This window comes from Streptomyces sp. R-74717 (genome assembly GCF_047305335.1).
Classification (GTDB): Bacteria; Actinomycetota; Actinomycetes; order Streptomycetales; family Streptomycetaceae; genus Streptomyces; species Streptomyces atratus.
The window spans coordinates 9986221-10000028 of record NZ_CP102361.1 but is presented as its reverse complement, the minus strand read 5'-3'; the positions used below and the strand labels follow the sequence as shown (position 1 = coordinate 10000028).

Below are 13808 nucleotides of genomic sequence, written 5' to 3'. Positions count from 1 at the left end.
GCAACGGGAGACTTACGACCGGCTGGCGCATGTGGTGAAGCGGGTCGCGCGAGCCCTCGAACGCCGCGATCCGCTGGAAGGGGCTGGCCTGTACCTGTCGAAGACGGGTGGCGTTCGGCATTTGGCCCAGGTCGATCGGGGAGGGCAAGGTGAGCTGAACATCGACAAGGACGGGAGGGGAAGGGCGTGGCTGTCGCGGCTCTGGAGCAGTTGAGGGCGCGGCTCGGCGAACCGGAGACCTGGGGGTGGGCGAGGCCGACGCTTCGGGAGGCGTCGGAGGCATACCTGGCGCTGGCGCTGCCCTCGGACTACAAGGCGTTCCTCGACCTCTACGGCCCCGGCGCCATAGACGACTACCTGTGCCTGGACCGGCCGATGGACGGCACTGCGGAGGAAGCGCAGCGGCTCTGGCCCCCGGGAGGACCGAAGGACGCCGATCCCGAACTGTTTCCTTGGCCGTTCCACCCCGAAGAGGGCGGCCTGATCTGGTGGGGATCCGACGAGCAAAGAGACTCCTGCTGCTTCCTGGCACTGGAACCAGACCCCGATGACTGGCGCGTCGTCGTCCAGGGCGACTGCGGAGGGTGGGGCGAGACCGCCGGCACCTTCACCGACTTCATCCTTCGCTGCTTCGAATGGATCGAACGCCCGCCGTTCATCTCCCGCCACCGGCCGGGCAAAGCGCCGAGGTACCACCCGATCAATCCGAGCGAATGATCCTGCCAAGCAGCATCGAAGGCCCAGGAACCTGCTGCACATTTCCCCGTCGTCGACCGGACGGCCCCGACGCGCGAGCCCGACGCCGTGCGTCGGGTCGACGCCTCCTTGATGCCCTGCGGTAATCCACTTGAGCGGGTGCCGGGCATACGTGCAGGCTTGCGCGGTGATTAGCGAGCTGGCCCCTGGCTGTCTGAGCTGGGACGAGGCGGCCCCCGCCCGTCACCCCTTCGACAGCGCGTTGGCGACGCAGGTGGTGCACGCGCTCGGGCCGGCCAAGCATGTGCCGCGCCGCCCCGACATTCCCTTCGCCGACCCTGCGATGAGTGCCAGGAGCCGGGGCGCGGGCAAGCCCTGGGCTGACGCCATGTCGCATGGCCTCGTCCAGCGCTACGGCCGCTGGGTCGTGGGCTGGCGCTGGGCGTACGACGAAGGCGGCTTCGACGGGGGCCAGTCGGGAACTGGTGCTGCCCGCGGGACTCGATCACCACCCCGGAGGAGACGCTCGCCCGGGTCGTCGCGGCCCTGTGCGAATGGCGCGGGTGGCTGGAGAGTCTCGCCGGGCGGTTCGAGGCGTACCCGCTGGACCTGGCCGACGTCGAGGACCAGCGGATCCTGTGGAAGTGCGCCGCCCGGAACCTGATCGTGCAGGTGACGGACCGGACCGGCTGTGGCAGCGGCCGGCACAGGCACTGTCGTCAGGTGCTCACCTGATTCCTCAGCCGCTGGGGAGTCGCACCCGATGTCGCGCAGGAGCTGGCCGATCAGGCGATCGGCGGGCGGTTCCGGAGCTGGACCGGCCCCGGCATGGTGCTGGTCGAGGACGTCGCGGAGCGGCTCGCCCTGTCGCTGCGGCCGGACGACGGGGCCGCAGGGCCCGCCCAGCCAGCGCCGGACCACCTGGAGCGCTGGCTGGCGGTGCACGAGGTCGTGCCATGGCAGGACGGGCCCGGACGGCGACGCGGATGGACCGGTTACGCCGTCGCGCGACGGCGCGGCAGAGGACATCCGCGCCTTCGACGGCGCGTTGCTCTGTTCGGGCACCTCCGCTGGCGGATAGCATCGTATTCACCGTGAAGGGGGGCCGTGATCACCGAAGAACGTGCGGTTCCGCCTCGCGTGGTGGCCGCAGAGCGTGTCGCCGCCGAGGCGGGATTCAAGAAGAGTTGCATCTCTGAAGTGGGCAGGTTGCTCAGGCTGGCCGCTGCTGCGAAACCACACGGGATCGTCGCGGAGAGCGGCACCGGCTCGGGAGTGGGAACCGCCTGGCTGCACAGTGGCCTTGGCGCCGGTGCACGCCTGGTTACCGTAGAGCGTGACGAGGAGCTGGCCCGTCGAGCGGCCAGTGTCTTCGCGGACGACAAGCGCGTCAGCGTTCTCACCGGGGACTGGCGGCTGCTTGAGCAGCATGCCCCCTTCGACGTCTTCTTCTGTGACGGCGGGGGCAAGCGTGACGACCCCCAGGGGGTCGTCGAGCTGCTTGCTCCCGGTGGTCTTCTCATCCTGGACGACTTCACCCCCTCCCCTTACTGGCCGCCTCGCTTCGATGGTGAAGTGGATGAGCTCCGCCTGTTCTACCTCACTCATCCAGCGCTGGACGCCACCGAAATACTCACAACACCAGCCAGTTCAGCGGTTGTTGCGGCACGCCGCCTCTAGCCAAGAAGGCCGGCAGGGTTCTTGATCACGCCGCAAGGGCTGGCCTGCCGCCCCAGCGAATGTCCTTCTCGCTGCGGATGCGGGCACGTTCACGGCTCCGAACCGCGAGGACGTGGCGGGCGTTGGCGTTGCGCCAGCGCAGATGGGCATGCAGGGCCCGGGGCTGCGCGGTGTGGTTCGGATGCTTCGAGTTGGCGATGGTGAACTGCTTCAGCGGTCCGAAGTGTGCTTCGATCGGATTCGCCCACGAGGCATAGGTCGGGGTGAACCACAAATCGGCCTTTGTCTTCTTCGCTCAGCGGCAGATGTCGGTGCCCTTGTGGGGAGCGCCCCTACAAAAGTACGCGCGGTGCGCCGTAGTTGGCCCCTGAGAGTTCTTGTTGGCCCGGGTGAGCGCTGTAGATGGCCCGCAGCTCCGTGCGTGCCTGTGCCCGAGAAACGTGCCGCTTGACCGCTTTGGTCTTCTGAGCAGCACGGGGCATTGGTGTCAGTGTCCTCGGCCATAGTGCTGTCCATGATCAACGAACATGACAGCATCGACTGGTCGTCGATGAGCCATGCGTATGGCCCGGCCAGCGACGTCCCGGCGTGGCTGAGGGAGATGGCCGCAGCCGACTCCAACGTCCGGGACAAGACCCTCGGCCACTTCTACAGCGCGGCCCACCACCAGGGGGACGTGTACGCGTGCACGACGGCGAGTCTGCCGTTCCTGTTCGCGTTGGCCGACGACCCCGCGGCCCCCGACCGTGCCTCAATCGTCGAGTTGCTGCTCAGCATCGGACGCGAATCCGTCGACCGCGACGACGACGGCATCCGTTTCGCACCGGACGGCACCATCTCGACGGCCTGCGCGGACAGCGCGGCGGTGATGCGCGACCACGCCGATGCGTTCGTCTCCTACGCGGCCGACCCGGATCCAGGCGTGCGGCGTGCGGCGTGTGGCGATCGAGGGCCTGGGTCTCTTCCTCGACGACGCCGAGCGCGCGGTCGGACAACAGGACGCCGGCCGGTAGTCGGCCGTCGAGGGCGTGCTCGGTCACACTGCAGCCTCGGGCAGAGCCGTAGCCCAGTTCGTGAGGACAGCGAAGTCATCCGGCAGGAGACCGAGACGTGGATTGATCCAGTGCAGAAGCGTGGGCGCGTCATGGTGAGCTGCGAGCCATTCCCGGTCCTCGGGGCCGAGTTCATCATCTACCCAGGCGAACGGGCGGCCAGCGGCGTACTGCACCAGCGCTCGAGTCTTCCAGTGCAGGCGCGCGTTGGTTTCCGGTGTCGCGGGCCAGTCGACGAACGGCAGTGTGGGCAGCCCAAGGTGCGGGCCGATCCACTCGTTCGCCTCTTCCCTCCAAGTGGTTGCCCATACCAACTCGTAGGGCAGCACCAGGAGTTGTGCGCCGTGGTCGTGGTTCAGCCACACCCGCAGGGGCTTTGTCCACGGGTTCTCCCAGCCGGCCGGTCGCATGCGATGCGTGTTGTACCCCGCAGGCCGCTTGTGCGGTGCAGCGTCGAACGGGTTCAGCGGGCCGTCTACATCCAGGAAGAGCAGCGAGCGCGAGTCTCCGTTGTTCGGCATGTTCTCCCCCTCAACATGACTCTTGATATGTGAGCTTATTGTGAACCAGATCGCATACCGCGAACTGATCTGCCGTCAAACTCGGACGTCTGTGCTGGCTTGACGGTCTGGCAAACGAGCTCGCGACCGACGCCCCGCTACGGTCTCCTCATAAGAAGCGCGGCCGCCACATCGTCAAACTGGTAGTGGCCGGTGACGGCTATGTGCCCGCCGACGATCTCCGCGACGACCACGCCATCCTCCGCGGACACAGCGCCGCCCTCAAGCGCGCCCTGCAAAGGGGCTGCATGCGCGGACTGCGGCCGGCGGAGATGAAGGCCCCGATCCAGCCCGACGGACCCGGCTTCGGCAAGGTCGCCGGATACCTGATGGACGAGGACCTCGTCCAGGTGTTCTTCGCCGCAATCAGAACCACCGACACCGCCCCCGAGGCGTGGTACGAACAGCGCACGACCCAGAGGGAAGCCCTGGAGAAGCCGGTCTGCGTGCTCGGCGGCACCTGGGAAACGCGCCGGGCCGTGACCGCGTTCCTGGACGCCGGACACGAAGTCACCGACGAGCGGGCCCGGCAACTCCTCCGCGATCTGGCCGCTGCCGGCTTCCTGACGAAGACGGACCCCAACAAGCGCCACCTACCGCTTCAACGAGCAGTGAGGACCACCACCACAGCTCAAACCGGCCGTGCGGCGGCGAGCTGGTGCGTGGCCCGAGTGACTGTTGTTCTGCGCGGTGGACATGTCCTTCGGGTGGTTGGGGCACGGCGCTGCAGATGCTCAGTGGGTGGCGGTCGCCAGCAGCCCGGTCAGTTCACGCATGTCGTCGAACACGGTCGTGCCTGGTCCTTCGAGCCGTGAGGCCGGCGTGAGACCACCGCAATACCCGAAGGCCCGCATTCCGGCGGCACGGGCTGCCTGGACTCCGTACGCGCTGTCCTCGATCACCGCACACCGCCCGGGGTCCACGCCCATGGTGCGGGCCGCGTGAAGGAAGAGATCGGGAGCAGGCTTGCCTGTCGAGACGTCCTCGGCGCTGAAGATGCGCCCCGCGAAGTGGTCGCTCAATGCGACGATCTCCAGATTTCGCCTGACGCCGTCGCGGTCGCCGTTCGAAGCGACGCAGACTGGTGTGGTGAGGCCGTTCAAAGCCTCTGCGATGCCGTCGACAGCGGTCAGTTCGGCTTCAAAGGCTGCCCGGTACAGATGCTCGTACTGCTGCTGCCAGTCCTTCTCCAGCCGCCGTCCGAGCCGTTCCTCCACGGCAGCCGTGTAGACCTCGGTGGACGAGCCCACGAACCGCTCGATGATCTCGGCCTCGGTGAACGGGCACCCCAGGTCAGCCATGATCACTGCGTCCACTTTGACGCATATTCGCTCGCTGTCCACCAGCACACCGTCACAGTCGAAGATCACCAGCTGAACAGGGCTCCGCGTCATGATCGACAGTGTAGAGCCGTGGTCGGCCAACCCCCGTACCGCATGCCGCTGTTGTCGGACTCGCAGGTGGCGAGACGATACAGGGCGGAGCGACCCGGCGAGTCCCAGTCGCTCCCTGGCTCCTGGACCAGAAAGTGCAGATCAGAGACTGTAAGGAGAATCAGACAGGGACTGAAGCGACTGAAGGCCCCTATCTGTGACGCGCATGTAGGTCTCGTGGATATGTCTTCACAGTCCAAAGCTTCGGTCGCTTGCGTCGCTTCCCTTGGTGAAATCACTACTCTGGCCTGCAGTCTTTCCGCAGCAGCGGGGCAGCGACCGAGTCGCTGCCCCGCTGCTGCGATTCCGTCGCTGTCGGCCCGAGGGCTGCGGTCAGGCTTCGGGAAGCGTCATACCCAACTCACGTATCGTGTCGGACGGCGGCCCGCCCTCGGAGCGCCGGAGGCGTATCGACCGTAGGGCTGCCCATCACGGTCGCGGGGCAGGAGCCAGAAGACGCGACGCAGGAAGGTGCCTGAGGCGCGTGAGGAGCGGGAGCTGGGGCCGAGTACGGCATAGCCGACCATACGGCCGTCGCGGTGGTACGCGGGCTTTCCGCGGCGGTGGAGAGCCGGTCGGGACTCTGGCGGACATACTCGAACGCGTCGGTGTCTTCGAGCCAGACAAGGGCGTTCTCGTGGGCAAGTTGGCCGGGCTCGATGAGGACGCTCATGCTTTCTCTCCAAAATCAGAGTTCAGCCCGATACCGGGGTAGAACTTGCGCTGGTTTGAAAAGATCATCTCTTTGGGTGTGGCGATGCCGACGGTCTCACGCACACGTGCGGCGAACGCCCGTGAGGAGATCGGATTGGCGCCCTCGAGCCGGCACCAGTTCCGGTAGCTGCTGTAGAGCTGGGTCTGTTCCGCGCGCAGGGCGGGGTCCACAGTGCAGCACTCGCCCAGGAACCGGCCCGTGTGGTCTTCGGTCTCCACATACGCGGAGGTGGCGGTGCGTACCTGCGGGGGGCCGGTCAGGTCGCGATGGCCATTCAGATAGCGGCGTGCGCCGGTGACGAGCCAGTGCAGGATGCCGGGCCCTTCTTCAGTGACCAGAACGTCGGCTAGGTTCTCGACCTTCCGGTCGTCAGCGACGATCCGCTCGAACGGGATCAGCCTCATCCGGCTCCAGAACGCGTAGCCGCCGGTGCCGACCTCGGGGCGGTGATTGCCGAGCAGCCACAGTTTATGAGTGGGGGCGAAACTGAAGAAGTCCTGCCGCATCCTGCGGGCCTTGATCCGGTCTCCGCCGGTCAGTAACTTGACGCGAGACTCGTCGAAACGGTCGCCGGGCTTGAGTTCGGAGCAGACGATGATGCGTCGGCCATGCAGCTCGGCGAGATCGGTGGGGTGCCCTTCGAAAGACCGGGTCATCAGGAAACCGGGCGGGGCGGCGTCCGCGTAGTCACCCATGAGCTTGACCATGACGTCCAGAAGAACGCTCTTGCCGTTCTTCCCCTGTCCGTACAGGAACGGCATGACCTGCGCGCCGACATCCCCGGTGATCGAGTAACCCAGCAGCTCGTGCAGGAAGCCGATCATCTGACGACCGTCGGCGTCGTCGCCGAACGTGTCAGTGAGGAACCGCCGCCAGCGCGGTGTTCCCATCGGCCGGGCTTCGACGCTCGTGGCACGCGAGTGCCAGTGCCTCTCCGGATCCGGCGCGGCGACCAGACCTGTGTGGAGGTCGATCACCCCGTCCGGCGTGCACAGCGCATAGGGATCCGCGTTCAGCAGCGAAGCGTTGAGAACCATCCCCGGCGCGGCCTTGGCCTGTACCAGCATGGCCATCATTCCGGACGTAGCCAGAGCCCGTCGGCGGTGCCGACGCAACTCCGCCCCGCCGTGCCGCCCGTGCGGGTCTGTCTCCGCCAGCCTCTCGGCCATCTCACCGGCCGCCCACAGTACGGTGTCGTCCTCATCGATCTCCCACCGATAGCCCGACCACCGGTACCAGCCCAGGCCCGGCACATGCCTGAAGTCCCGCCCGTACAAGGCGACGAACAGCTTGGCGTTGCCACGGTCACTGAGGGTGTCGGGCAGCAGACCGTGCTCGGTTGCCCGCATCACCGTCGGAACAGCTCTCTTGGTGGCCTGCGCCGGGACGGTGTTGGCGGGCGAGCCGAGCAGAATCTGGCGCGCGACCTCTTGAGGGTCGAACGGGCCGCCGTCGTGGCTCGGTGCGTGATTCACCCACGGTCTCCGAGATCGAGGGGACGGCGGCTGCCCGCAAGCATCCCGGACTGGATGATGCGCAGTGCTCGGTTGAGCTTGGCACTGGAGCTTGCCCCTTCTGCCACAGCGATGCAGTCGAGGACCGGGGCCAGGACGGTGGCCAGGGTCGCTTCCGCGAGGCATAAGCCGCCACCTGCGGCCGGGACAGCCTCCCGGGCACGCTGCGGCACAGGCGTGGCCCGGTCCCGCTGGGCAGGCGGCACAGGACGGTGGCCGGTCCGGGCGAGCTCCACGGCCAGCCAGTCCGGCAGTCGTGCCGGGCGGTGCATCGACTCGACAGCCCGGTACGTTCCGGCGGCTGTCCTTGTCCCGGGCGCGAGGATGTAACCGCCGTGGGCGCATACATCCACTTGCCAGGTCGACGCCCGGCCCGGACTTGAGCCCGCCGAACACCGCCAGGTGTGCCCCGGCCCACCGACGTACCAGATGTGCAGCCCTCCGGACGGAGTACACACCCGCAGCGTCGACACATGCTGGGCGGAGTCTTCCGCACCCCGCAGCGCCGCAAGGAGCGTGAGACTGTGAAGTCCGTGCCGGAGCCGGTGCAGTGACACCGACTGGGGACTCGCGATGCCGGGCAGCAGCCGGTCCCGCTCGGGCAGTGGTGCCTCGTGGGCATCGACGTCGATGACGGCCAGACCAGCCGGTCCGCACGCGACACCCACCCCGAACTCGGGCCGTTCCGCCCACCATGCCCGGATACACCAGGCATCGGTCGTCGCGGCGTGGCAGCCGTGACACCGACGGCCGGCCCGGATGCACGGGCACTCGCGGTAGCTGTGGCCCGGTTTTCGGCAGTCGTGGCAATTGGCCGGGGGTGTCTTGCGACGGACAGCCAGCGGGTGCACCGGCCGGCCCCGCCGGGGGCACCACAGCGCGATCGACAGGGCGTCAGGCAACGGAGTTGCCGGTTGAGACGCTCCCCTCCCGCCTGAGTTGCTGTCACATAGGTGCAGCTCAGGAACCATACGTACTCCTTTCAGCGACTGAAGCGACTAAAATTCCAAATAGGTGGAGTGCTGATAGACGGGGAACGCCTGGGGTCCACACGAGGCCCGCCCCGTGCCTGTTGTCCTCACGTTCATCCGACTGCACGGAGTAATATCCAATCGAGGAACTATCTGGCTGAATCGATGCGGTGGCGACAAGGAGAAGCCCCTTGTCTCATCTGCAAGTTCCAAGCTCGATCACCTATCCGTGGGAGGGATTTTGATTTCCGTATAAATGCACCCTCCGGAGGGATCCAGGTGATGCACCAGGAGCTGCAGCGTGGAAACGGCTGGTTGTTATACAGGCATCACTGGTGAGCGTCACCCGATCTCACTCACCCCGACGTGAAGACACTGCGGGAAACCTGTCGATCCGGCGTCGGTTCCATGACCGATCCCCTTGCCGGCATGCCACTTCATTTACTGCAGCATCGAGGCTGCACTATTCCGCAACTCAGCGTCAAATGATCACCGCAGTGTGTTGGTCGGAGTCAGGGGCGCGGTGCAACACGCCTGCTCACGACAGACGGCAGGCCTGTCTCACGCCGCTCGCGGACGGGCCGATCCGCGATGCCGCGGGTGATCCGGCCTGTGGCGGTGCGGTTTTCAGCCGAGTCATGGATGTCGGTGACGACGCCGAAGTACACGGCCCACAGAACTAGAGGGTCGCGATGTTATGACACCTTATGGCTCCGCCATGGGGTGCCACCGCCCATCGAAATTCCCACGCGCGGTCACGCCGAACAGATCACGCCAAGAACGGCCGTTGCAGACGGTCATGAAAGGGAATCAGAAGAAGCGATTCGCCAAGCCGAATAGTTGAACCGTGTGGCACTACTTTCACGGCATCGCGGGCCGCTCACGCGCATGAACCACTTCGCCCGGATGGTTGAGGGCGAACCTGTCCAGGGACCCTTCGAGCGTTCCGGTGCGAGTGACGAGTAAATTGCTACAACTGCGCCATTCGGGTGAATGGCTGTCAGCTTTGTTGCTGTCATATGCGACCGAGAGGATAACTGTCACTATCCAAACCGGTGGGCCGCCCACCCTCCCCGGGGGAGCGGCTGTTCATTTGTCTCGTAGCTATCCAGGTGAAGTGAAGACCTGGGGATCTGCTGGACATGACTGCCGCAATGGGCACCCCCGTGGGAGGGGTTTGGATCCGCCAGTCGGTGCCGGTAGCCGGTGCCGACTGGTGCGGCGGCCCATGTGACCTCTTTTGGGGACACCATGCGAGCTTCCCTGACGATTGTTTCTCCGTCCGACGCCCGGCCCCGGTCTGCCGAGTTCTGCAGTGAGACAGCTCCGGCCGACGCGGCGAAACGCCAATCGGCGGGGTCCTCTTGCCGCTCTCACGCTGTTCTCGGCCGACCCGCTCACCGTCGTGCACGGTGCGGAGGCATTGCCGGAGCACGGAGTCTGCTGCCCGCCAGGGCACCGAATCACCCTCAGTACGGCCGATGTCCGCCATCGTCCGGACTCCGTTCGGTGACTGGCGTTTCCGACCCCGATCCCGCCCTGGCGGCTGTATCACCACGCGACACCGGCACTGTCCGTGTGACCGTGACCGCCTCCTGCGGATTCAGGGGCCCGGCGCCATCCCTGTCGGCGGGTTCACCGCTCATCTCACCTATGTGCTGCCGCCAGTGGCAACGCAATCAACCTCAACGGTGCCGGTCCGATCGTCGTAACCATGGACCGCGGCTGATCCGGGTCGGGGTCGACACCACTGCGGAGGCGGGACTGAGGGCAGCCTGACTCACCCTTCGTACGTCCGCCGTGCCGGCGGCGGGCACCCCCTTCCCGTCGCTGAACCGCCCACTTGGCCCGCGGCACCGTTGTTTCCGGCCTGCGAGCACATCACTACGGCAGGAAACCCGCGCCCAGCGGCTCGGGCCGCGTCCCGTCCCGAAGCGCAAACCTGACTCCCCCACCTGAGCAAGGCCTAGGACGAGAGGAAGAGCCATGCTGCCGACTGCTTGGTCGGGGGCACAGATCGCACTGTCCCCCCAAGAGATTGAACAATGGCCAAAAACGGCGTCGGCCCGAACCCTGGCCGACGGTTGGCCAAGCAGACGACTGGCCTCGTTCCGCGTGCCAACACTGGAACGAGCGGTGCCGGTCTGTCGCCAACTGGCCCGGTTGTGGATGGACTCCGAGGACATAACAGACGAAGGTGTCCGGTGTGCGGCCTTACTCGTGATCTCCGAGCTGACGACCAACGCCATCGTCCACACCAACAGCGCCTCGATCACCGGCCGCCTGCAAAAGGACGGTGACTGGCTTCTGGTGGAAGTCCAGGACGAGGGTGGAACATCGGCCGACCCGCACCTGCACCGCGGCGGCAACGCCAATGAATACGGTCGCGGTCTGGTGGTGGTCGCGCAGTCCGCCCAGGCACTGGGAACGCGGCTGGAGACCGACGGCGGCCGCACGTTCTGGGCATGTATCTCGCTGACCGGGTGAATCCGTCCAGATGTCGCTCCGCGACCGGGACGCCGTCCGTCAACCCCCTGACCTGCGGCCGGGGAAGACCCATCGTGAGCTCCGCTCTCTCCAGAACCTTCCCTGCGCCAGCAACTCCAGGTGCCTCCGGCTTCGGTGACCGGCCGGGGTGCGGTCTTGTCATGGTGGCCGAGGGCCCTGGCGATGACGGGGGCTGGGGCCCGGAGAACGAGTCGCGGATCGCGGAGGTCCTGCCGCGTCGCGGTGGGATGCCGATGTCCGATAGGTGGTCTTGCAGGCTGACCGGGTTCATCGGTTGCAGCCGATACGTCCCCGGCGAGCATTGAAGGTCCCGACAGCGCTCAGAGTTGGGCTGTCCAAACGCCTTCAGGGCGATCGTCCGGCGATGAGAAGATTGCCGCGTGCCCGGATCAGGCGTTGTTGAGGTCGAACAGGGGAGGCGTGCAGTGAGGCTGGGAACAGTGGTCGTCACCGGGGCAGCAGGAAACATCGGCTCGGTCGTGCGCCGGGCGTTACGCAGCGAGGTCGGCCGCCTGGTCCTGCTCGACCGCGTTCCCCTCCAGGTCGAGGCCGCGAACGAGGTGGTCCACACCGTCGACCTCAGGGACGCGGCCGCCGTCGAGGCTACGCTCGCGGAAGCGGACGCCGTGCTCCACCTGGGCGGCCTGCCGGACGAGGCACCGCTCGAGCATCTCCTTGAAGCCAACGTGCTGGGCACCCACCATGTCCTGGAAGCCGCTCGCCGCGCGGCGATTCCACGGGTCGTGCTGGCCAGCAGCAACCGCGTGACCGGTTCCTATCCCACGGCCCATCGCACAGGCCCACAGGAGCCGGTGCGCCCTGACGGGCTGTACGGGGTGAGCAAGGCAGCTATCGAGGCTCTGGGTCGGCTGTATGCGGACAAGTTCGATGTTTCCGTGATCTGCCTTCGTATTGGCAGCTTCGAGGAGGCGCCCACCGAGTCGCGCCATCTGGCGACTTGGCTCAGCCCGCGCGATGCCGTCGGCTTCTGTCGCGCCGCGCTTATCGCCCCGCTCTCCACGCGTTTTGCCACGGTGTACGCCGTCTCTGCCAACACCCGCCGCTTCTGGGAACTCCCCACAGAGTCCGAACTGGCCTACATCCCCATCGACGACGCCGAAACACATGCGTCGCACATCACCGACGCCAACGTCCCTGCCGCTCCCGAAGCTCCGCAGGCCGGCCCGTATGCCCTGCCCGAGTTCACGTTGAAACACATCCGACCCTGACTCGCCCTTGACCCACCGCTCAGGCGTTCCGGTGGCTCTCCGAAGATGTACGTCCCGTCACCAAGAGATCGTGGAGGGGCGCACCCGACTCAGCCGATGCCCTGCCGTCCTCACCAGTTGCGCGGTGCCGCGCGTCGGCCACATCTCCAGCACAGCGGCCGAGCCGCCGACGTCATTTACAGGACATCGCCTTGAGTTTCAACCTCGACATGGCCGGTTGAATTTCTCTCGGACTCGTGTACTGCGAGGGCCCCGGTGGGGCATACTTTCCCGCCGGCCGGGAGGGCGGACAAGACAGTGATGGGCCCTCTGGCCAGGCTCTTATGAAGTCACGTCCCCCGGTCCGGCGGATGCACGCGAGCGTCCCCCGGACAGAGCCGACAGATCCACTTGAGGACCCTGAGTCAGTCAGGCGGTGGGTCAGACCCCGCCGGGGAACGCTCACGTACATCCTCACTGTCAGGCGGGGCAGCCGATCCGCCACGGCCAATCCGATCGCGAGGTGGACGTGGTGAACAGACACCACGTCTTCTCTGCCCGAAACGGCAAGCGTCGAGATAAGACTCAAGTTGAGCAATCACTCACAGTGAGCTGACACGGGTCCTCATCTGCGATTTCGCGAATGTGCGACAACTCGATTTCACCATTTTCGGCCCCAGAGCCGTCCCTGATACCGAACAGCGCCGGCCTGCGCAAGGAACTCGCAGACCGGCGTTGTTCGGCCCTGGCCAGTCGGCATGACGACGTGGCAGGTGAGAGGCGGTGAGGGGGTGTCAGATGTAGGTGTATCCGCCGGGGACGGTGGCGGTACCGGCCGCGGTCGTGACCACCACCGGGACGTTGCCCGCGGCGGTGCCGGCCGGGATGATCCCGAACAGCAGGATCCCGGTGGGGTCGCTGCCCAGCACGGTGGCCGGAACTCCGTTGACGGTGACAGTGCCACCGTTCAGGTTGGTGCCGGCGATCACGAACGGGATACCGCCGGCAACCGGGCCCGAGGCCGGGGTGATGCTGGTGGCGGTAGGAGAAGCAGGCGTGGACGGGTCCACGTAGGTGTAGGACACCGAGTTACTCGTGCCACCGCCGGTGGTGACGGTGACCGGCACCGTTCCTGCGGCGGCGTTCGCCGGGACCACGATCGTGACAGTGAGCCCCAGCACGTCCTGGGAGACGATGGTGGCCGGCGTGGTACCGAACAGGACGCTGGTGGCACCGCTAAGGCCCACTCCGAGGAGCTGAACCGTATTGCCGCCGGCGACCGGTCCGGAGTTGGGCAGGACCACCAGGAGCAGCGGACCGAAGGGGATGGGCAGTTGGGCGGCCGACCGCGACTGGTCGGTCGAGGTTGTGTTTGTGGACATGACGGTTCCTCCTACGACAGGCGGACCATTGCGGTCCGCACAGGGACTGGCCGAGATCGACAGCAGGCTTCCCTCATGCCCGACGCAGG

Annotated in this window: 10 protein-coding genes and 2 pseudogenes; 5 read left to right on the top strand and 7 right to left on the bottom strand. The window is 66.5% G+C overall.

Annotation, left to right across the window (positions count from 1 at the left end):
• Positions 1 to 186: 186 nt before the first annotated feature.
• Both NRF20_RS45660 and NRF20_RS45655 read left to right on the top strand, forming a co-directional pair.
• Positions 187 to 717 (top strand): hypothetical protein, encoded by a 531-nt coding sequence (locus tag NRF20_RS45660; protein ID WP_398634472.1) that lies wholly within the window; start codon positions 187 to 189, stop codon positions 715 to 717.
• 1086 nt (positions 718 to 1803) lie between these two features.
• Positions 1804 to 2376: an O-methyltransferase gene (locus tag NRF20_RS45655; protein ID WP_398634473.1), complete on the top strand. Its 573-nt coding sequence runs from the start codon at positions 1804 to 1806 to the stop codon at positions 2374 to 2376.
• Positions 2377 to 2401: 25 nt separating this feature from the next.
• Here the strand turns inward: NRF20_RS45655 and NRF20_RS45650 are convergent.
• Together NRF20_RS45650 and NRF20_RS45645 are read right to left on the bottom strand one after the other, a co-directional pair.
• A pseudogene (locus tag NRF20_RS45650) lies at positions 2402 to 2653 on the bottom strand (IS630 family transposase); the annotation flags it as partial.
• 759 nt (positions 2654 to 3412) lie between these two features.
• Positions 3413 to 3949, bottom strand: coding sequence for a hypothetical protein (locus NRF20_RS45645; RefSeq protein WP_413754455.1), 537 nt, complete (start codon positions 3947 to 3949; stop codon positions 3413 to 3415).
• A gap of 185 nt (positions 3950 to 4134) precedes the next feature.
• Between NRF20_RS45645 and NRF20_RS45640 the strand changes: the two genes are divergently transcribed.
• Positions 4135 to 4803 carry a hypothetical protein gene (locus NRF20_RS45640; protein ID WP_398634476.1) on the top strand — a complete coding sequence of 223 codons (669 nt, stop codon included), beginning with the start codon at positions 4135 to 4137 and terminating at the stop codon, positions 4801 to 4803.
• Here the strand turns inward: NRF20_RS45640 and NRF20_RS45635 are convergent.
• The 4 genes and pseudogenes from NRF20_RS45635 to NRF20_RS45620 form a co-directional block, all read right to left on the bottom strand.
• The gene (locus NRF20_RS45635; RefSeq protein ID WP_413754454.1) at positions 4723 to 5382 is read right to left on the bottom strand and encodes an HAD family hydrolase; all 660 of its coding nucleotides are present in this window, start codon (positions 5380 to 5382) and stop codon (positions 4723 to 4725) included. The genes NRF20_RS45640 and NRF20_RS45635 overlap by 81 nt on opposite strands.
• Before the next feature lie 372 nt (positions 5383 to 5754).
• Positions 5755 to 6094, bottom strand: a pseudogene (locus NRF20_RS45630) (DUF6009 family protein).
• Positions 6091 to 7485: a phage/plasmid primase, P4 family gene (locus NRF20_RS45625; protein WP_398634480.1), complete on the bottom strand. Its 1395-nt coding sequence runs from the start codon at positions 7483 to 7485 to the stop codon at positions 6091 to 6093. Before NRF20_RS45625 ends, NRF20_RS45630 begins: the two are co-directional and overlap by 4 nt.
• Before the next feature lie 122 nt (positions 7486 to 7607).
• Positions 7608 to 8621, bottom strand: a complete 1014-nt coding sequence (locus NRF20_RS45620; RefSeq protein ID WP_413754453.1) for a bifunctional DNA primase/polymerase — start codon at positions 8619 to 8621, stop codon at positions 7608 to 7610.
• Positions 8622 to 10607: 1986 nt separating this feature from the next.
• Here NRF20_RS45620 and NRF20_RS45615 point away from each other — a divergent pair.
• Positions 10608 to 11108: an ATP-binding protein gene (locus NRF20_RS45615; protein WP_413754452.1), complete on the top strand. Its 501-nt coding sequence runs from the start codon at positions 10608 to 10610 to the stop codon at positions 11106 to 11108.
• A 461-nt stretch (positions 11109 to 11569) separates the two neighbouring features.
• A complete protein-coding gene (locus NRF20_RS45610; protein WP_413754451.1) occupies positions 11570 to 12358 on the top strand; it encodes an NAD-dependent epimerase/dehydratase family protein in 789 nt (262 codons plus the stop codon).
• Between the two features lie 773 nt (positions 12359 to 13131).
• On the opposite strand, the gene NRF20_RS45605 is transcribed toward NRF20_RS45610, so the two are convergent.
• Positions 13132 to 13719, bottom strand: a complete 588-nt coding sequence (locus tag NRF20_RS45605; RefSeq protein ID WP_413754450.1) for an IPT/TIG domain-containing protein — start codon at positions 13717 to 13719, stop codon at positions 13132 to 13134.
• Positions 13720 to 13808: the final 89 nt, after the last annotated feature.

What these genes read in the sequence shown, in the direction of transcription:
- NRF20_RS45605 (WP_413754450.1), bottom strand. Translation starts at nt 13,719, where the DNA reads ATGTCCACAAACACAACCTCGACCGACCAGTCGCGGTCGGCCGCCCAA.
- NRF20_RS45620 (WP_413754453.1), bottom strand. Translation starts at nt 8,621, where the DNA reads ATGGTTCCTGAGCTGCACCTATGTGACAGCAACTCAGGCGGGAGGGGA.
- NRF20_RS45645 (WP_413754455.1), bottom strand. Translation starts at nt 3,949, where the DNA reads ATGCCGAACAACGGAGACTCGCGCTCGCTGCTCTTCCTGGATGTAGAC.
- NRF20_RS45625 (WP_398634480.1), bottom strand. Translation starts at nt 7,485, where the DNA reads ATGCGGGCAACCGAGCACGGTCTGCTGCCCGACACCCTCAGTGACCGT.
- NRF20_RS45615 (WP_413754452.1), top strand. Translation starts at nt 10,608, where the DNA reads ATGCTGCCGACTGCTTGGTCGGGGGCACAGATCGCACTGTCCCCCCAA.
- NRF20_RS45635 (WP_413754454.1), bottom strand. Translation starts at nt 5,382, where the DNA reads ATGACGCGGAGCCCTGTTCAGCTGGTGATCTTCGACTGTGACGGTGTG.